This window comes from Streptomyces sp. NPDC059008 (assembly GCF_042749045.1).
Classification (GTDB): Bacteria; Actinomycetota; Actinomycetes; order Streptomycetales; family Streptomycetaceae; genus Streptomyces.
In genome coordinates this window covers 178,898-197,318 of record NZ_JBHYJC010000009.1, presented here as the reverse complement: position 1 = coordinate 197,318, position 18,421 = coordinate 178,898, and the positions used below count along the sequence as shown (strand labels likewise).

The 18,421-nt window shown below is 72.9% G+C and carries 12 protein-coding genes; 8 read left to right on the top strand and 4 right to left on the bottom strand.

Annotated features, from left to right (window positions below):
* Nucleotides 1–73 precede the first annotated feature (73 nt).
* The 3 genes from ACFWZH_RS14615 (at nucleotide 74) to ACFWZH_RS14605 (ending at nucleotide 3,985) form a co-directional block, all read left to right on the top strand.
* Nucleotides 74–1,474 (top strand): glutamine synthetase family protein, encoded by a 1,401-nt coding sequence (locus ACFWZH_RS14615; protein WP_384429565.1) that lies wholly within the window; start codon nucleotides 74–76, stop codon nucleotides 1,472–1,474.
* Nucleotides 1,474–2,622, top strand: a complete 1,149-nt coding sequence (locus ACFWZH_RS14610) for an amidohydrolase family protein (RefSeq protein ID WP_384429562.1) — start codon at nucleotides 1,474–1,476, stop codon at nucleotides 2,620–2,622. Before ACFWZH_RS14615 ends, ACFWZH_RS14610 begins: the two co-directional genes overlap by 1 nt.
* A gap of 73 nt (nucleotides 2,623–2,695) precedes the next feature.
* A complete protein-coding gene (locus ACFWZH_RS14605; RefSeq protein ID WP_384429559.1) occupies nucleotides 2,696–3,985 on the top strand; it encodes an MFS transporter in 1,290 nt (429 codons plus the stop codon).
* 220 nt (nucleotides 3,986–4,205) lie between these two features.
* Here the strand turns inward: ACFWZH_RS14605 and ACFWZH_RS14600 are convergent, their stop codons facing one another.
* The 3 genes from ACFWZH_RS14600 to ACFWZH_RS14590 all read right to left on the bottom strand — a co-directional run bounded on the left by ACFWZH_RS14600 (nucleotide 4,206) and on the right by ACFWZH_RS14590 (nucleotide 8,002).
* On the bottom strand, nucleotides 4,206–4,682 hold the full coding sequence (locus ACFWZH_RS14600) for a hypothetical protein (protein WP_384429556.1): 477 nt from the start codon (nucleotides 4,680–4,682) through the stop codon (nucleotides 4,206–4,208).
* Nucleotides 4,683–5,250: 568 nt separating this feature from the next.
* Nucleotides 5,251–6,729 carry a M81 family metallopeptidase gene (locus tag ACFWZH_RS14595; RefSeq protein WP_384429698.1) on the bottom strand — a complete coding sequence of 493 codons (1,479 nt, stop codon included), beginning with the start codon at nucleotides 6,727–6,729 and terminating at the stop codon, nucleotides 5,251–5,253.
* Nucleotides 6,730–6,832: 103 nt separating this feature from the next.
* Entirely contained in the window at nucleotides 6,833–8,002 is a 1,170-nt protein-coding gene (locus tag ACFWZH_RS14590) for an ROK family protein (protein WP_384429553.1), read from the bottom strand.
* A gap of 203 nt (nucleotides 8,003–8,205) precedes the next feature.
* Here ACFWZH_RS14590 and ACFWZH_RS14585 point away from each other — a divergent pair, with 203 nt between their 5' ends.
* The 5 genes from ACFWZH_RS14585 to ACFWZH_RS14565 all read left to right on the top strand — a co-directional run bounded on the left by ACFWZH_RS14585 (nucleotide 8,206) and on the right by ACFWZH_RS14565 (nucleotide 16,130).
* Entirely contained in the window at nucleotides 8,206–10,005 is a 1,800-nt protein-coding gene (locus ACFWZH_RS14585) for a peptide ABC transporter substrate-binding protein (RefSeq protein ID WP_384429550.1), read from the top strand.
* Nucleotides 10,002–10,952, top strand: a complete 951-nt coding sequence (locus ACFWZH_RS14580; protein WP_384429547.1) for an ABC transporter permease — start codon at nucleotides 10,002–10,004, stop codon at nucleotides 10,950–10,952. The genes ACFWZH_RS14585 and ACFWZH_RS14580 overlap by 4 nt, the downstream gene beginning before the upstream one ends.
* Nucleotides 10,949–11,842: an ABC transporter permease gene (locus ACFWZH_RS14575; protein WP_384429544.1), complete on the top strand. Its 894-nt coding sequence runs from the start codon at nucleotides 10,949–10,951 to the stop codon at nucleotides 11,840–11,842. The genes ACFWZH_RS14580 and ACFWZH_RS14575 overlap by 4 nt, the downstream gene beginning before the upstream one ends.
* 28 nt (nucleotides 11,843–11,870) lie before the next feature.
* Entirely contained in the window at nucleotides 11,871–13,907 is a 2,037-nt protein-coding gene (locus ACFWZH_RS14570) for a dipeptide ABC transporter ATP-binding protein (RefSeq protein ID WP_384429541.1), read from the top strand.
* Nucleotides 13,908–14,732: 825 nt separating this feature from the next.
* Nucleotides 14,733–16,130 (top strand): NADP-dependent succinic semialdehyde dehydrogenase, encoded by a 1,398-nt coding sequence (locus ACFWZH_RS14565; RefSeq protein WP_384429538.1) that lies wholly within the window; start codon nucleotides 14,733–14,735, stop codon nucleotides 16,128–16,130.
* 57 nt (nucleotides 16,131–16,187) lie between these two features.
* Here the strand turns inward: ACFWZH_RS14565 and ACFWZH_RS14560 are convergent, their stop codons facing one another.
* Nucleotides 16,188–18,359 carry a SpoIIE family protein phosphatase gene (locus tag ACFWZH_RS14560; protein ID WP_384429695.1) on the bottom strand — a complete coding sequence of 724 codons (2,172 nt, stop codon included), beginning with the start codon at nucleotides 18,357–18,359 and terminating at the stop codon, nucleotides 16,188–16,190.
* Nucleotides 18,360–18,421 lie beyond the last annotated feature (62 nt).

Sequence of the window (18,421 nt, the reverse complement as noted above, 5' to 3'; positions counted from 1 at the left end):
GGAGCGTCGAGCCCCGGTCACCAGCGGGGGAACGGGCGCCGAGGCATCGGCACGGTCGAGTGAGGACGACACTATGGCGACGCGGGCTGCGGAACAGCGCGAGGAAGCCCGCCGGGTGGCGGCGCGGCTGGAGGCGGAAGCCGTCCGCAACGTGGCGTTGACCTGGGTGGACAACGCGGGCATCACCCGCGCCAAGACCATTCCGGTGGCGCGGCTGGCGGACACCGCCGAGCGCGGCGTCGGGATGTCGCCCGTCTTCGACGTCTTCACCTCCGACGACGCCATCACCGAATCCGACCACCTCGGCGGGCCCGACGGGGACCTGCGGCTCTTCCCCGACCTGGACCGCGTCACCACCCTCGCCGCCCAACCCGGCTGGGCCTGGGCGCCGGTCGACCGCTACGACCAGCTCGGTGCGCCGCACCCCGCCTGCCAGCGGCTGTTCGCCCGGCGGATGGCCGAGCAGGCCGCCGAGGCCGGCCTCGAGGTGCGGATGGGCTTCGAGACCGAGTGGGTGGTCACCCGCGCCCCCGACAAGCACGGCCCGGTAGCCGCCGACGTCGACGCGGCGCTCGACTACCCCTGCGCGGGCCCCGCCTACGGCATGACCCGGATCGTCGAACTCTCCGACTACCTCCGCGACGTCACCGAGGCGCTGACCCTCCAGGGCGTCGACGTGCTCCAGCTCCACCCCGAGTACGCACCGGGCCAGTTCGAGGTCACCACCGCCCCGGGCGACCCGGTGCGCGCCGCCGACGACGTGGTGCTGGTCCGCGAGACCGTCCGCGCGGTCTCCGCCCGCCACGGGCTGCGCGCCTCCTTCGCCCCCTCGGTCGTCGCCGGGCAGGTCGGCAACGGCTGCCACCTCCACCTCGGCCTGTACCGCGACGGCCGGAGCCTGCACCGCGCCCCCGACGCCGAATGGGGCCTGGCACCGGACGCGGTGTCCTTCCTCGGCGGCGTTCTCCAGGCCCTGCCCGCCCTGCTCGCCATCGGCTGCCCCTCACCGGCCAGCTATCTGCGGCTGCAGCCCTCCCACTGGGCGGGCGTCTACCAGTGCTGGGGCGTGGAGAACCGCGAGGCGGCGCTGCGCCTGGTCACCGGCGCCCCCGACGACCCGGACGGCGGCCACGCCGAGGTCAAGACGTTCGACGCGGCCGCCAACCCCTACCTCGCCGTCGGCGCGGTGCTCGCCGCCGGACTGCACGGCATCACGTCCCGGACCCGGCTGCCGGAGCCGCAGACCGGGGACCCGGGCACGCTCGGCGTCCGCGAGCGCGCCCGGCGCGGCATCGTACGACTGCCCGCCACGCTGACCGAGGCCGCCGACCGGCTGGAGAAGTCGGCGCCGCTGTACGAGGCGATGGGCAAGGTGCTGCACGGCGCGGTGCTCGCGGTCCGGCGTGCCGAGGAGGCCCACTTCGCCGAGAGCGAGGCCGAGGAGATCGCCGCCGCCACCCGCTGGCGCTGGTGATGCCCGCGGACGCCCCGGGGCCCGGCCCCGGCTTCGACGACCGCCTGCCGCCCCTGGTGGACCACCACTGCCACGGCGTGCTCCGGCACGAACCGGACCCCGAGGCGTTCGCCGGGTACCTCACCGAGTCGGACCGGCCGCCCGCGGCGGGCACCACCTTCTTCGACACCCAGACCGGCTTCGCCGTGCGCCGCTGGTGCCCGCCGCTGCTCGACCTGCCCGCGCACTGCCCACCCGAGAGCTACCTCGCCCGCCGCCGGGAGCTGGGCCCCGACGAGACCCGGCGCCGCCTGCTGCGCGCCACCGGAATCGGCGCATACCTCCTGGACACCGGCCTCCCGGGCGACCTGACCGGGCCGGCCGAGACGGCCGAGGCGGGCGGCGCCACCGGGCACCCGGTCGTACGCCTGGAGACGCTGGCCGAACGGACCGCGGCCGCCGCGCACGACACCGAGGAGTTCACCGACGTCCTCGGCCGCGCGGTCCAGGCCGCCGCCCGCACCGCCGTCGCCTTCAAGAGCGTCGCCGCCTACCGCCACGGGCTGGCACTCGATCCCGGGCCACCGGCCCCCGACGCCGTACGCGCCGCCGCCCGCGACTGGCTCGCCGCCGGCGCACCCCGCCTCACCGACCCGGTCCTGCTCCGCCATCTGATCTGGCTGGCCGTCGCCACCGGCCGCCCCCTCCAGCTCCACACCGGCTTCGGCGACCCCGACCTGCGGCTCGACCATGCCGACCCGGCCCTGCTGACCGACCTGGTCCGGGCCACCGCCGACACCGGCACGGACCTGGTGCTGCTGCACTGCTACCCGTACCACCGTCAGGCCGCCTATCTGGCGAGCGTCTTCCCGCACGTCTACGCCGACATCGGACTGACCCTCACCCACACCGGCCCGAGGGCCACCGCCGTACTCGCCGAGTTCCTGGAGCTCGCCCCCTTCGGCAAACTGCTCTTCTCCACCGACGCCTACGGCCTCCCCGAGCTGTACGTCGTCGGCAGCGCGCTCTTCCGGACGGCGCTGTCCGGCGTGTTGGGGGAGTGGACGGCCGCCGGGGCGTGGTCGCACACGGACGCGGCCCGGGTGGGCGCCATGATCGCCGCCGACAACGCGCGCCGGGTGTACGGCCTCCCGCCGACGGAGTCGTAAGGGGCATAGGCCGTGAGCGCCCATTCCCGCCCTGCCGTCCGCCGTTCCTCCGCAACGTGCTTTACTGCGCCGCGTGGCCCTTACAACTACCGATGACGACACCGGCCCCGACAAGGGCGAAACCCCCCTGCGTTCCCGGATATTCGCCGATCTGACCCCTCTGCGCACCTCTCCGGACTACCGCCGCCTGTGGTGCGGCAACACCATCTCCTGGATGGGCCAGCAGATGACCGCGCTCGCGGTCTCGTTGCAGGTCTACGCCATCACCGGCTCGACCTTCTCGGTCGGCCTGGTCGGCCTGTGCTCGCTGGTCCCGCTGGTCGTCTTCGGGCTGTACGGAGGCGCCATCGCCGACACCGTCGACCGCCGCAAACTGGGCCTCTACAGCGCCGCGGGCGCGACCGCGATGTCCATCACGCTGGCCACCGCGGCGCTGGCCGGATACCACCGGGTGTGGCTGCTCTACACCGTGGTCGCCCTCCAGGCCGTCTGCTTCGCCATGAACTCCCCGGCCCGCACGTCGATGATCCCGCGGCTGCTGCCCACCGAGCAGCTGCCCGCCGCCAACGCCCTCAACTCCCTGACCAGCAACCTCGGTCTGATGGGCGGACCGATGCTGGGCGGTGTCATCGTCGGTCTGTGGGGCTACCAGGCGGCCTATCTGATCGACGTGGTGGCCTTCACCGGTGCGCTGTACGCGATGTGGCGGCTGCCGTCCATGCTGCCCGAGCAGGGGGACGGGCCGCGCCGCCGGGCCTCCGTACTGGACGGACTGCGCTTTCTCGCCACCCGCCCCAATCTGCGTATGACGTTCTTCGCCGACATGGCGGCGATGGTGCTCGCCCAGCCGCGCGCCCTGTTCCCCGCGGTCGCGGTGATCTGGTTCGGCGGGGACGCCAAGACCGTCGGCCTGCTGGTCGCCGCGCCCGCGGTGGGCGCCGTACTGGGCGGGCTGTTCTCCGGCTGGCTCGGCGGGATCCGCCGGCACGGCCTGGCCATCCTGATCTCGGTGGCCGCGTGGGGCGCGGCCATCGTCTGCTTCGGGCTCTCCCGGCACCTGTGGCTCGGGCTGTTCTTCCTGGCGGTGGCCGGCTGCGCGGACACCATCTCGATGGTGTTCCGCAGCACCATGCTGCAGGCCGCGACGCCGGACGCGATGCGCGGCCGCCTCCAGGGCGTCTTCATCGTCGTGGTCGCGGGCGGCCCCCGCCTCGGCGACTTCCTCGCCGGCTCGGCCGCCGACCTGACCTCCCCGGCCACCGCGGTGATCGGCGGCGGCCTGGCGTGCGTACTGGCCGTCACGGCGCTGGGGCTGGGCCGACGGGGGTTTGCGCGGTATGACGCGCGTGATCCCGAGGCCTGACCGCTGCGCTTGGCAGGCTTCCCACGTTGTCGGCTTTCCCGCCGTAGGGGTTTCGCTCTTTCGCCTGCGGCGGGCTGGTTGCCGCTGCGCGGGGCGTTTACGGCAGCGGGACCGGCCCTCCGGACTCCGTCCTGCGGTCCGCCCCCTCCCGTGGGTGGGGGAGAGGACCGGTGGGGGTGCCCGTGAGTCCTCATGTGCGGAGGCCCGGTCCCGCTCCGTACTACGGACTCACCCTCGACCGTGCCGGGGCCCTGGACGGCACGCTGGGAGAAGGCGCCGGGTTTCGGTTTGACCACCTCGCGCCGCGCGCCGTCGTCCAAATGGACCTCGTGCAGGCGGTCGCCACTGTGGTCGGAGACGTGGCCTTGCCCGCGCCGTCCAGCGCGATATCGCAACTGGCGTGGGAAAGAGGGACCACCACGCGCTTGGTGCGCTTGGCCAGGTCGACCTCGTACAGGTCCCCCGCGTCGTTCCAGTGGCCGGTGTAGGCCCTGCCGTTCCCGTCCAGCGCCACTCCCGAGGCGGACGCCCCCAGGCCATCGACGATCATCCGCTTCTGCTTCTTGGCCAGGTCGACTTCGAAGAGCTGCCCATTGTCCTGGTCGGTGATGTAGGCCTTGCCCTTCCCGTCCAGCCCGATGCCGTACGCCTTCACGCCGTCGACGATCGTTTCGGTCCGGCCGTCGGACAGATTCACCGCGAGCAGACGCGCCCCGCGCCGGAACTGTCGAAGATGTTCTTGAACGACATGAAATTCCCTCCTGGTCTCCCGGTGAACGTAGAATCAGCCCTTGTAGAGCGGCTGCTTCTGGTTCTCGTAATCGAGCTTTTCCGGCTGGAAGACCCGGTGTTCCCCGGCGCGCACCGCGACGATTTCAGCGTCCCGGCTGCTGTCATCCGTACGCCGTCGCCGCGCAGGGCGTGGCTGGATACGCCGTCCCGGCCGGTCCGGGGGCCGCGGGGTGTCGGGAATTGGGGGAATGCGGTCGACGGATCAGGTGCACCCCCACCGGCCTCTTTCCCACCCCCTCACGGGAGGGGACAGACCGTAGGACGGAGTCCGTAGGGCTGTCACCGCACCCGACCAACAACCGCCCGCCGCAGGCGCCACGGTGAAAAGCCACCATGGCGGGAAAGCCGACAGACTCCCCGCCCGCCGCTGGGGGTACCTCCCACGCCCTTGAGGCAGTGGGGGAGCAACGGCGAGAAACCACCACGGCGCCGCAGCCGACAACGTGGGAAGCCAGCCAAGCGCAGCGAATCGGCTACAGAACCACCGCCCCCAGCTCCGTCTCCTCGAAGCCCGCGTCGTCGAACGGGTAGAGCGGGCGCCGTACCTTGTGGTGGCCGAGGCGGAGGAGGTCCTGGTCGACGCCGCCGGGGGTGAGGGCGAGCAGCCAGTCGGCGGCCATGGCGTGCAGTTCGGGTTCCAGGTAGCCGATCTTGACGACCAGCAGGTCGTAGGCGAGCGGGTCCAGTGGGCCGAAGTCGGCGCGGGTGTGGAACGGTTTGCGGCGTTCGGTCAGCACCACCGTCACGCCACCGCGGGTGACGGCCGCGCACCGGCCGCCGCCGTCGTACGCCGGATTGCCGCGTGGCGCGCCGGAGACCCGACCGGGCGGGTCGTCGAGGGCGGTGACGGTGCCGGTCAGCTCGTACGGTTCGGCGTGCGGGCCGGTGCCCGCGCTGAACCGGCCGCCCACGTCGATCGTGACCTCGGCGCCGACCCCCGCCTCGAAGCAGACGGCGACGGCCCTCGGGTCGGTGATGCCGGGGTGGAGGGCCGTGACCCGGCCGCTCGCCAACTCCTCGTGTGCCAGGAGCCGGCCGAGCATATGGGCGAGGTCGCCCGCGCCGCCCGCGGTGGGGTTGTCGCCGGAATCGCTGATCAGGAAGGGGCGGGCGGGGGAGGCGACGGCGCGGGCGATACAGCTGTCGGCGTCGCCGGTCGGCCCCACGAAGGTGAAGTCGCGGCGTACGGACCAGTATTGGCGGGCCAGCGATTCGGCCTGGGCGGTGGCGAGCCGGGGATCGTCCGCGGTGACCACCACCGCGGCCCGGCAGCGCTCCTCGTCGGCCCAGGCGTACCCCACCCAGATCGCCGCGTCGACGACCCCGTCGAGCGCCTCGACCGAGGCCAGCCGCCCGTAGAGCGACCTGGCCGGTTCGAGGCGGGTGCTGGTCTTCTCACCGGGGAGGAGGACGGGGATCTGCACCCAGGCGCGGTACGGGCGCCCCTTCCCGGTGACCAGCCGCCCGACGAGCTTGCGGGCGGCCCGCTCCCGGGTGTCCCAGGCGTCCTCGTGCGGCGCCATACGGTGCGCGGTGAGCAGATCGAGGCGCTCGGCGAAGCGGCGCGAGACGTTGCCGTGCAGGTCCATGGCGGCCGAGATGAGGGTGTCGGGGCCGGTGGCGGCGCGAACCGCGTCGGTGAGGTCGGCCTCGGCGTCGTCGAGCCCGACCACGCTCATCGCTCCGTGGATGTCGTAGACCAGGCCGTCGAGCGGTCCCGACGCCCTGATCCGGTCGGTCAGTTCACCCTTGATGCGGTCGTACGTGGCGCGTTCCACCGGGCCACCGGGCACGGCGACGGCGTGTACGAGCGGCACCCACTCGACCAGCTCGGCCAGTTCGTCGTCCGGACGGGTCCAGGTGTAGCGGTCCAGCAGCGCGCCCTCCCGGGTGACGCGGAAGTCGTCGTACGTCGAGCGGTGCGGGCAGAACTGGCTGGACTCGATGGCCATACCGCCGATGCCGATGCGCAGTCGGCGCCGCGGGCCGGGACGAGGGCTGGTCGATGCGGGCACGGTGCCTCGCTTTCCGTCGGGCGGGCGTACGGAGGGCTTCCTAGGGGACGGGGGGCGACGTCGGGGAGTGTGCGGCCGTTCGGCGCAGTACGGCCTGGCCCGCGCCCAGCAGCCCCGCGTCGGGGCCGCAGGCTGCGGCGTCGATGGTGAGTTCGCTGGTGGCCATCGGCAGACAGCGCTCGTAGAGCGTCCCACGTACGGCCGCGACCAGCGGTTGCGCGCCGGCGAGCGCGCCGCCGAGGACCACCGCCTCGGGGTTGAAGAAGTTCACGACGACGGCGAGCACCGCGCCGATGTCACGGCCGGCCTGCCGTACGAGGGTGGTGGCGTGCGGTTCGCCGTTCTCGACCAGCCGCAGGATCTCGCCCGCGGAGTCGACGGCGAGGCCCTTGCCGCGTAGCGCCGCGGCGATCGCGGCGCCGCCGGCCACCGTCTCCAGACAGCCGATGTTGCCGCAGGAGCAGGGCAGATGGGCGGCCTCGTCCACCCGGACATGGCTGATGTCACCGGCCGAGCCCCCGGCTCCGCGGTGCAGCCGGCCGTCGCTGATGACGCCGGAGCCGATGCCGCGGCCCGCCTTGACCACGACCAGATGGCGCCGTGCCGGGTGGGCGGCGCGGTGTTCTCCGAGCGCCATCATGTTGGCGTCGTTGTCGAGCAGCACCGGCACTCCGAGGCGGTCCGCCAGCCGGTCGCGCAGCGGGAACAGATGCCAGCCGGGCATCCGGGACGGCGCGATGACCCGCGCGCCGTCCGCGTCGACCGGACCCGGGAAGCCGACCCCGACGCCCCGGACCGTACGGCCGGCCGCGCGCTGTCGCTCGGCGAGCACCTCCAGCCGCTCCGCGAGCGCTTCCAGGGCGGGTTCGGGCCCGGCGGTCAGATCGAAGGGGTGGTCGTCGGTGTCGAGGCAGTCGCCGGTCAGGCCGACCGCGCCGGTGCGGATGTGCCGGCTGCCCAGGTCGGCGGCGAGGGCGACCGCGCCCCGGTCGGCGATCCGCAGCAGCCGCGGGCGGCGGCCGCCGCGCGAGACGCCCTCGCCGGACTCGGTCAGCAGCCCGGCCTCGACGAGTTCCTGGACGCGGGTGGAGACGGTGGACGCGGCGAGCCCCAGCTCGCGCACGAGGTCCGCACGGGAGCTGGCGGAGCCGTTCGCGACGAGTTCGAGGACGTGCGCGGCCGAGCCGGGCGGCTCGTCGGAGGCGGTCATGGGGCGCCTTTCGCCGGGACGGGGAAGGGGCTGCGGGAGGAGGGCGGCAGCGGCGACTTGTTTCGGTCGTCGAAGGAAGGTGTCGGTCCAACTCGCTGACAGTAGAACCCGGTTGGCGCTCTTTCGCCAAGGTCTTGACTTCTTTTCCCGGCCGTCCGTAGTTTGCTCGCACTCTTCGACCGGCCGACCACCTCGGAGGCAGCATGGGCCTGCGCAGCACCCGAAAACGCGGGCCCCTGGGGCGGTTCGCGGTCGCCGTCCTGCTCGCCGCCTTCGCGCTCGTCGGCTGCGGCCCGACTGGCAACGTTGTCACCGAGCTGGGCGCCACAGGAGGCACGCCCGTCGAGGGGGGCACCGTCACCATGGCGCTGCCGCCCGCCTCCACCCCCAACTGGATCTTCCCCATCGGTGCCCCGGGCTATCTGGCCTCGTACAACAGCGCCATCCAGGACCTGCTCTTCCTGCGGCTGTTCCTGCCCGAACCGAAGGGCGACGCACTGACCCTGCACTCACCGCGCAGCCTCGCGGAACCGCCCCGCTACAGCGACGGGAACAAAACCGTCAGCATCACCCTGAAAAAGGGCCACCGCTGGTCCGACGGGACGCCGGTCACCACGCGCGACGTGAAGTTCTGGTTCGATCTGATCAAGCACAACAAGCAGGACTGGGCCGGATATTCGCCACGGCTCATGCCGGACGACGTCCGGGCGTTCGAGCGCGTCGACGACCGCACCTTCCGGCTCCGGCTGGATCGCGCCTACAACCCGGCGTGGTTCACCGCCAATGAACTCCAGGACTTCGTCGCCCTTCCCGTACACGCCTGGAACCCCCGCCACGAGGACCCAAAGCGGGCCTTCGCCCGGCTGATGCGACACGCCAGACAGTTCTCCCGGTTCGCCACCGATCCGCTGTGGAAGACGGTCGACGGGCCCTGGCGGATCGAGAAGTGGACCACCGCCGGGCAGGTCTCCCTGGTCCCCAACGACCACTACGGAGGGCCGGACCGGCCTCATCTCGACCGGGTGATCCTCAAGCCCTTCACCACCGCGGACTCCGAATTCAACGTGCTGCGCGCCGGCGGTGTCGACTACGGCTACCTTCCGCCGTCCGTCATGGCGCAGTCGGCGCAGTTCAAGGAGATGGGCTACCGCATCGACCCGTGGGAGGGCTGGTCGATCACCTATATCGTCCTCAACTTCCACCACCCCACGGCCGGGCCGCTGCTGCGTCAGGCCTATCTGCGCCAGGCGCTCCAACACCTCATCGACCAGAAGTCGATCTCCCGGGTGATCTGGCACGGCAGCGCCGCGCCCACCCTCGGCCCGGTCCCCGCCGGCCTCCTGGAGCGCGACCCCTATCCGTACGCCCCACGGCGGGCGAAGGCACTGCTGGCCGGGCACGGCTGGGCCGCCAGCGACGGCACGCTGCGCTGCGTACGGCCGGGACGGGGCGCGCACGCCTGCGGCGCGGGCGTCGAGCGCGGCCAGGAGCTGCGGCTCTCGCTGCTCTCCCAGTCCGGCTCGACCGAGACCTCCAACACCATGCAGGCCATCAAGTCCGAGTTCGGCAAGGCGGGCGTCGCCCTCGACATCCGGCAGCAGCCGCTGAACACCGTCCTGGGCACCACCGTCCCCTGCAGGACGGACGAGCCGCTCTGCGCGCAGTGGCAGCTCGGCTTCTTCGGCACCCAAGGCAGCTGGTACTTCCCGCCCGACCCCAGCGGAGAGAAGATCTTCGCCGGCAACGCGCCCTCCAACATGGGCAGTTGGTCCGACCCGGAGACCGACCGGCTGATCCGGGCCACCGAGTACTCCGCCGACCGGGCCGCGATGCGCGACTACGGCCGCACGGTGGCCCGCCGGCTCCCGGTCCTGTGGACCCCCAACCCCGCCTACCAGGTCTCCGCCATCCGCAACGACCTACGAGGCGTCGACCAGAACCCGACGCTCTCCCTCGCACCGCAGAACTGGTACTTCGTCAAGAAGGGCGGTGCCGCGAGATGACCGGCTTCCTCATCAAGCGCCTCGGGCAGGCACTCGTCGTACTGCTGCTGGTCTCCGTCATCGTCTTCGTCCTGCTGCATCTGCTGCCCGGCGGCCCGGCCCGCGCCATCCTCGGCGTGCAGGCCACTCCGGAGGCCGTCGCGCACTTCAACCACCAGCAGGGGTACGACCGTTCGCTGCCCGAGCAGTATGTGAGCTACCTCGGCCGACTGCTCACCGGCGACCTCGGCGAGTCCTACAGGCTCAACCAGAGCGTCGCCTCGCTGCTGGGCGAGCGTCTGCCCAAGACCGCCCTGCTGGCGGGGCTGTCCCTCGCCCTGGCCGCGATCCTCGCCGTCCCCCTCGGCATCCTGCAGGCCGTACGCCGCGGCAGGGCCGCCGACCACGTCCTGACCGGCGCGGCCTTCCTCGCCTACGCCACCCCCGTGTTCTTCCTCGGCCTGGTCCTCATCCTCGTCTTCAGCCAGCAGCTGCGACTGCTGCCCGCCGAGGCGCCGCAGGCCGACACCGTCGGCGGCATCCTCGCCGACGCACCGGCCCTCGTGCTCCCCGTCGTGACCACCGCGCTGGGCATCGTCGCCGCCTTCAGCCGCTATATGCGCTCGGCCGTCCTCGACAACCTCGCCGAGGAGTACGTACGCACCGCGCGCGCCAAGGGTCAGTCCGACGCCCGCGTCATGGCCCGGCACGTCCTGCGCAATGCGCTCATCCCGCTGGCCACCCTCCTCGGCCTCCACCTCCCCACCCTCTTCAGCGGCACCCTCGTCGTCGAGTCGATGTTCAACTACCCGGGAACGGGGCTGCTGTTCTGGAACGCGGCCCAGAGCTCGGACTTCCCCGTGCTGCTCGGCGTCACCCTCGTCGTCGGCGTCGCCACCGTCCTCGGCTCGCTGCTCACCGACATCGCCTACGCCGTCCTCGACCCGCGCATCAGGAGCGTGCCGTGACGCCCACCGCCCTCGACGCCGGGCCGGACGCGGACCTGGCCACCCCCGGCCTCGCCCGCCGCACGCTCGCCGTTTTCGCCCGCAACAAGCTCGCCCTCACCGGTGCCCTGCTCCTCCTCGCCCTGCTCGCCTTCTGCTTCCTCGGGCCGCTGATCCACCCCACCGACCAGATCCACACCGACCTCTCGCAGGCCAGCCGCGCTCCCGGTGCCGGACACCCGCTGGGCACCACCGACCTGGGCTACGACCTGCTCGGCCGGCTGATGTACGGCGGCCGCACCTCCCTCGAAGTCGGCCTGGCGGCAGGGCTGCTGGCCGCCCTCTTCGGTACGGTCTACGGCGCGGTCGCCGGCTACTGCGGCGGCTGGGCGGACGCGGCGATGATGCGGATCACCGACGCCGCGCTCGCCGTTCCGGCGCTCTTCCTGCTCGTCGTGGTCGCGGCGATCGTCACCCCCAGCAAACCCGTCCTCATCCTGATCATCGCCTCCGTCGCCTGGCTCTCCCCGGCCCGCCTCGTCCGCGGCGAGGCGCTGGCGCTGCGCAGCCGGGACTACGTCCACGCCATGCGGCTGATGGGCGGCGGCGGAGGGCGGGCCGTCTTCCGGCACATCCTCCCCAACGCCGTCGGCACCGTCATCGTCAACGCCACCTTCCAGGTGGCCGACGCCATCCTCTACGTCGCCTACCTCTCCTTCCTCGGCCTGTCCATCCCGCCGCCCGCCGCCGACTGGGGCTCGTTGCTCTCCGCCGGCATCACCTACACCCAGGTCGGTCACTGGTGGCTGATCTTCCCTCCGGGCATCGCGATCGTGCTGGTCGTCGCCGCCTTCAACTTCATCGGGGACGGTCTGCGCGACGCCTTCGACGTACGCCTGAAGAAGAACTGACGCGCTGCCGGAAGAAAGGACCCGCACCATGACCGACCCGCTCCTGCGGATCGAGGACCTGCGCGTGGAGATCGCCGGCCGCGGCCGCACCGTGCACGCCCTCGACGGTATCGACCTCGACCTCGCGCCCGGCGAATCGCTCGGCATCGTCGGCGAATCCGGCTGCGGCAAGACCATGACCGCGCTGTCCGTCCTCGGCCTGCTGCCGCCCGGCGGCCGGGTCACCGGCGGCCGGATCCTGTTCGACGGCACCGACCTCGCCGCCGCCCCCGAACCCGTCCTGCGGGATGTCCGCGGCAACACCGTCGGCATGGTCTTCCAGGACCCGATGACCTCGCTCAACCCCACCCTGACCATCGGCGCCCAGGTCGCCGAACCGCTGCTGCTGCACCGGAGGCTGAGCCGGGCCGAGGCCCGGGCGAAGGCGGAGGAGACACTGCGGCTGGTCGGGATGCCGCGCCCCGCCGAGCGGCTGAAGAGCTATCCGCACCAGCTCAGCGGCGGGATGCGGCAGCGCGTCGCGATCGCCATGGCGCTGGTCTGCGAACCCCGGCTGCTGATCGCCGACGAGCCGACCACCGCCCTCGACGTCGCCACCCAGCACCGGATCCTCGCCCTCGTCGACGAACTGCGCGCCCGCCTCGGCATGGCGATGATCCTGGTCACCCACGACCTGGGGGTGGTCGCTCGCCGGGTCGACCGGGTCGCGGTGATGTACGGCGGCCGGATCGCCGAACGCGCCCCGGTGCGGACGCTGTTCGCCGCCCCACGGCACCGCTACACCCAGGCCCTCCTCGCCGCGCTCCCCGAACGCGCCCTCGCCGCCGCCCGGCCACCGGCCGGTATCCCCGGCCTGCCGCCGTCCCTGCTCACCCGCCCCACCGGCTGCCGCTTCGCCCCGCGCTGCGATGCCGCCACCGACCTGTGCCGCGCCGCCGAGCCGGAACTCACCGACGACCTGCACGCCTCCGCGCCCGCCGCCACCGCCCACGCCTTCGCCTGCTTCCACCCCGCCGGACCGGCCCCCGGTACCGGCCCTGCCTCCGCGGCCCCGGCCCGCCCTCCGGTCACGGCCGGCCTCCGCGCGCCGGCCGCACCCCCGGTGCGTACGGAGGAGCCCCTGCTGCGGCTGGCCGACGTCAGCAAGAGCTACCGGCTGCACGGCGGCCCCTTCGCCCGCCGAAGGCCGGGCACCCGGCAGGCCGCCGAGGTCAGCGCGGTGGCCGGCGTCTCGCTCACCGTCCGGCGCGGCGAGACCTTCGGCATCGTGGGGGAGTCCGGCTGCGGAAAGTCCACCCTGGGCCGGATGGCCGTCGGCCTGGAAGCGCCTAGCGGCGGCGCCGTCCACTTCGCCGGCCGCGACCTCTCCGGCCTCACCAAGCGGGAGCTGCGCGCCCACCGGCGCGACGTCCAACTGATGTTCCAGGACTCCGCCACCTCCATGGACCCACGGATGCGGGTGGGCGCCGTGCTGCGCGAACCGCTGGTCATCCAGCGCATCGGCGACCGGGCGGAGCAGCGGCGGCGGATCGCCGGGCTGCTCGACGACGTCGGCCTGCCCCGCGGCGCGGTGGACCGCTATCCGCACGAGTTCTCCGGCGGCCAGCGCCAGCGCCTCGGCCTGGCCCGCGCCCTCGCCCTGGCCCCCTCGCTGGTGGTCGCCGACGAGCCGGTCTCCGCGCTCGACGTCTCCGTCCAGGCGCAGATCCTCCAGCTCATGCGGGAGCTGCAGCGCGAGAAGGGACTGAGCTACGTCTTCATCTCGCACGACCTGGCGGTGGTGCGGCACCTCGCGGACTCGGTCGGCGTGATGTACCTCGGCAAGCTCGTCGAGACCGGTCCCGCGGAGCGGGTCTTCACCCGTCCGCTGCATCCGTACACGCAAAGCCTGCTGCGCGCCGGCGAGGCTCCGCTCGCCGGCGACACACCTTCGGCTGCCGCCCCGCCCTCCGGTTGCCGCTTCCGTACGCGCTGCCCCCTCGCGGAGGCCGTCTGCGCGACGACGGAGCCACCTCCGGCCGAACCGGGTTCGCCCGGGCACAGGGCGGCATGTCACTTTCTGTGACGGTTCGGCTTTCCCGCCGTGGTGGGTTTTCGCCGTTGCGCCTGCGGCGGACCCGTCCGCTGCGCTTTGCTGCGGCCCACGTTGTCGGCTTTCCCGCCGTGGTGGTTTTTCGCCGTTGCGCCTGCGGCGGGCGGTTGTTTGTCGGGTGCGGTGACAGCCCTACGGACTCCGTCCTACGGTCTGTCCCCTCCCGTGGGTGGGTGGGAAGACAGCCCGGTGGGGGCGGGCCCCGTCTGTCGACTGCCGGCACGCGAATGCTGACGTTCAGCCCCACCGGTCTCCTCTCCCCCCTCCCACGGGAGGGGGCGGACCGCAGGACGGAGTCCGGAGGGGCGCACCCGCTGCCGAAAACGCCCCGCGCAGCGGCACCAGCCCGCCGCAGGCGCAACGGCGAGAAACCACCACGGCGGGTCAGCCGACAACGTGGGAAACAGGCAAAGCGCAGCGGACAGGCGATGAGGCCATACACAAGCCAAACTCGGGTACGGGGGCACATGTGCACATGTGCCACCAGCCGTCGTTTGGAGGCCCGCCGTGCAGCGGCATCCGCATCCGCATCCGCATCCGCATCCGCACCCACTGTCTCGCGATGAGCGCACGCTCAACCGTGAGCGCACGCTCGACCGCGAACCGCAGCCGACGCCCCCGGACCCGGGAGGTCCGTCCCCGAGCCCCGTCCCGGAGCCCCTTCCCGGCCCGCCGGTCCCGCCTGCGCCACCTGAACCGATACCGCCGGAACCGGAGCCGATCCCCCGTCCGCCCGGACCCGACCCCGTACCGGAACCCTCTCCGGCCCCCTCACCGCTCTCCTAGGAGGTGCTGATCATGGCCATCGCCACGGTCAACCCGGCCACCGGCGAGACCCTGAAGACCTTTGACGCGCTCAACGCGGGCGAGATCGAAGACCACCTGGTCAGGGCGGAACAGGCCTTCCAGGAGCACCGCACCACGAGCTTCGCGCGCCGGGCGGAGCTGCTGCTCAAGGCCGCCGACCTGCTCGACGCGGACCAGGACGGCATCGCCCGCACCATGACCACCGAGATGGGCAAGCCGCTGGTACAGGCCCGCGCGGAGGCCGCGAAGTGTGCCAAGACCATGCGGTGGTACGCCCACCACGCCGAGCAGCTGCTGGCCGACGAGGACCCCGCCCCGGCCGACGTGAGCGATTCCGGTGCGGTGCGCGCGGTGGTCCGCTACCGCCCGCTGGGCACCGTCCTCGCGGTGATGCCCTGGAACTTCCCGCTCTGGCAGGTCGTACGGTTCGCCGCGCCGGCGCTGATGGCGGGCAACACCGGACTGCTCAAGCACGCCTCGAACGTCCCGCAGACCGCGCTCTACATCGAGGAGCTGTTCCGCCGCGCCGGCTACCCGGAGGGCTGCTTCCAGACCCTGTTGATCGGATCCGGCGCGGTCGAGGACGTCCTGCGCGACCCGCGGATCGCGGCGGCGACGCTGACCGGCAGCGAACCCGCCGGCCGCTCGGTCGCCTCGATCGCGGGTGACGAGGTCAAGAAGACCGTCCTCGAACTCGGCGGCAGCGACCCGTTCGTCGTACTGCCCTCCGCCGACCTCGACAAGGCGGTCCGCGTCGGGGTCACCGCGCGGGTGCAGAACAACGGGCAGTCGTGCATCGCGGCCAAGCGGTTCATCGTGCACGACGACGTCTACGACGCCTTCGCCGAGCGGTTCACCGAGCGGATGGCGGCGCTGACCGTCGGCGACCCGATGGACGAGAACACCGAGGTCGGGCCGCTCTCCAGCGAGCAGGGCCGCTCGGACCTGGAGGAGCTCGTCGACGACGCGGTCCACCAGGGCGCGCAGGCACTGTGCGGCGGCCGCCGACCGCCCGAGCACCGCGCCGGATGGTTCTACGAACCGACCGTGCTCGCCGGTGTCACCCCCGGCATGCGCATCCACCGCGAGGAGGCGTTCGGCCCGGTCGCCACGCTCTACCGCGTCGCCGACCTGGACGAGGCGGTGCGGCTCGCCAACGACGTACCGTTCGGCCTGAGTTCCAACGCCTGGACCCGTGACCCCGGTGAACAGGAGAGGCTGGCACGGGACTTGCAGGCCGGTGGTGTCTTCTTCAACGGTATGACCGCCTCCCACCCGGGGCTGCCCTTCGGCGGGGCCAAGCGCTCCGGCTACGGCCGGGAGCTCTCCGGGCACGGCATCCGGGAGTTCTGCAACATGACCACGCTGTGGTACGGGCCGGAGGACTGAGCCGGGCGGAGGACCAGCGGCGGCCGGGCGGTGCGGGTGGCGTCGGACGGGGCGGGGCTACCGCGCCGCGTCCGGCCCGTACCGCCCGTCCGGCACGACGAACTCGCACCACAGCGCCTTGCCCGCGCCGCGCGGCTCCGCGCCCCAGCGGTCCGCCAGGGCCTCGACCAGCATCAGCCCGCGGCCGGAGGTCGCGGTCTCGCCGGGGCTGCGGCGGCGCGGCCAGCGGCTGGAGCGGTCCTCGACCTCCAGCCGGATCCGGCGCGGGGCGCCGGGCAGCAGCTCCACGGAGACCAGGGCGCCGCTCTCGGTGTGGGTCAGGGCGTTGGCGATCAGCTCGGAGGCGGCGACCTCGACGTTGTGCAGGATGCTGCCCGCCCGCCACTGGTCCAGCGTGCGGCGCAGCGCCGAGCGGACCTCCGCGGCGCCCTGCGGGTCGGCCTGATGCACATGCAGCCGCAGCCGCGGGGTGGCGTCGGCGCCGCCGGGGCCGGGCAGCCGGTGCAGCAGCAGGAGGGCCATGTCGTCCTCGGAGCCGGGGTCGGCCCACAGGCGGTCCGAGATCCGGTCGGCGAGCGCCTCCAGGTCCGCGGGGCCGTCGCGGACCGCCGCGGAGAGCGCGTCGATGCCCGCGCAGATGTCCTGGCCGGGCTGTTCGACCAGGCCGTCGGTGCACAGCAGCAGCGTCGAACCCGGCTCCAGGAACAGCTGGGTCTCGGGGAAGTGGTCGTGCCCGAAGGCGGTGGCCAGGCCCAGCGGCAGCCCGCCGCAGACCTCGGGCCAGTCGATGTGCCGGGAGCTGTTGCTGATCAGCGGTCCGAGATGGCCGGCCCGCGCCACGTGCAGCGCCCCGGACTGCAGGTCGGCCTGGACGTACGTACAGGTCGCGAAGCGCTCGGTGTCCAGCTCGGCCAGGAAGCGGGAGGCCCGCACCAGGACGGTCTCCGGTGTGTGCCCCTCGCCGGCGTACGCCCGCAGGGCGATCCGCAGCTGGCCCATGACGGCGGCCGCATGGGTGTCATGGCCCTGCACATCACCGACCACCAGGCCGGTCCTCCCCTGGGGCAGGGCGATCACGTCGTACCAGTCGCCGCCCACGTCCCGGCCGACGCTCGCGGGGTGGTAGCGCACGGTGACCGCACCACCCGTGATGGCCGGCAGCCGGCGCGGCAGCATCGTCTCCTGCAGCCCGGTGGCGAACTCGCGCTCCTGGTCGAAGAGCGTCGCCCGCTGCACCGACTGCGCCACCACCCCGGCCAGTGCCAGCGCCAGGTTCCTGGCCTCCGGCGACTGCACGGCCGGCTCGGCGTTGAACAGCCCCAGCGCCCCGATCACGGTGTCCTGCGCGACCAGGGGCAGGAACGCCGCGCTGCCGGTCGGCAGCAGGTCGGTGTACGGGCGCAGCCGCGGATAGCGGGCGATCAGCTCGCCGCGGGTGCTGAGGAAGGCGGGCCGCCGTGAGCACGCCGCATCGGCCAGCGGGAGGGTGTCGTCCAGCCGCGAGGTCACCATCTCCTCGGGCACCTCGCCCTCCAGCCCGGCGGTGGCGATGACCTTGAACCGGTCGTTCTCGACGAGCCCGAGGACCAGCCCGTCGGCGCCGAAGCGCCGCGCTCCGCCGGTACCGCCGAGCACCCGTGTGACGTCCTTGACGGACAGCGCACGGGCCAGCGCGGCGGTGGTCTGCTGCACCATCACGGTCTGCCGCTGCCGGTCCTGCTGGAGCGAGCGCAGCAGCGCGGAGTCCGCCAGTTCGCCGGTCGCCTCCCGGACGATGCCGACGACCCGGTACGGCATCCCCTCCGCGTCGTGCAGGATCCGCCCCTGGGAGTGCGTCCAGCGGCGGCTTCCGTCGCGGCAGTGGACGCGGAAGTACGCGCCGTACGACGGTTGGCCGTCCTGCAGGGCCTGGGCGAGCGCCTCGTCCAGGCGCAGGCCTTCCTCCGGCGGTACCCGTGAGATCAGGGACATCGGCGCGCCGTCGTACTCGTCGGGCCGCAGATCGAAGACCTCCAGGGCGCCGGGGTCCAAGGCCATCCGCCCGCGGTCCAGGTCCCAGTCGAAGGTGCCCGTCCGGTTGAGGGAGAGCCGTTCGCGCAGCCCGATGGGCTCATGGTGGGAGACCCCGGGGACGTCCTCCTGGACCCGGCGCCCTTCTCGGCCGGAGCGGGGGTCATAGCCCTGGCCGGACGGATCGGGGGACGGTCCCGCGGGGGCCGGGCCGGTCATGGGGTGCCGTGCCGCGGAGTCCTGGAGCTCGGGCACGGCGGGCTCACACCTTGAAGGCGGCG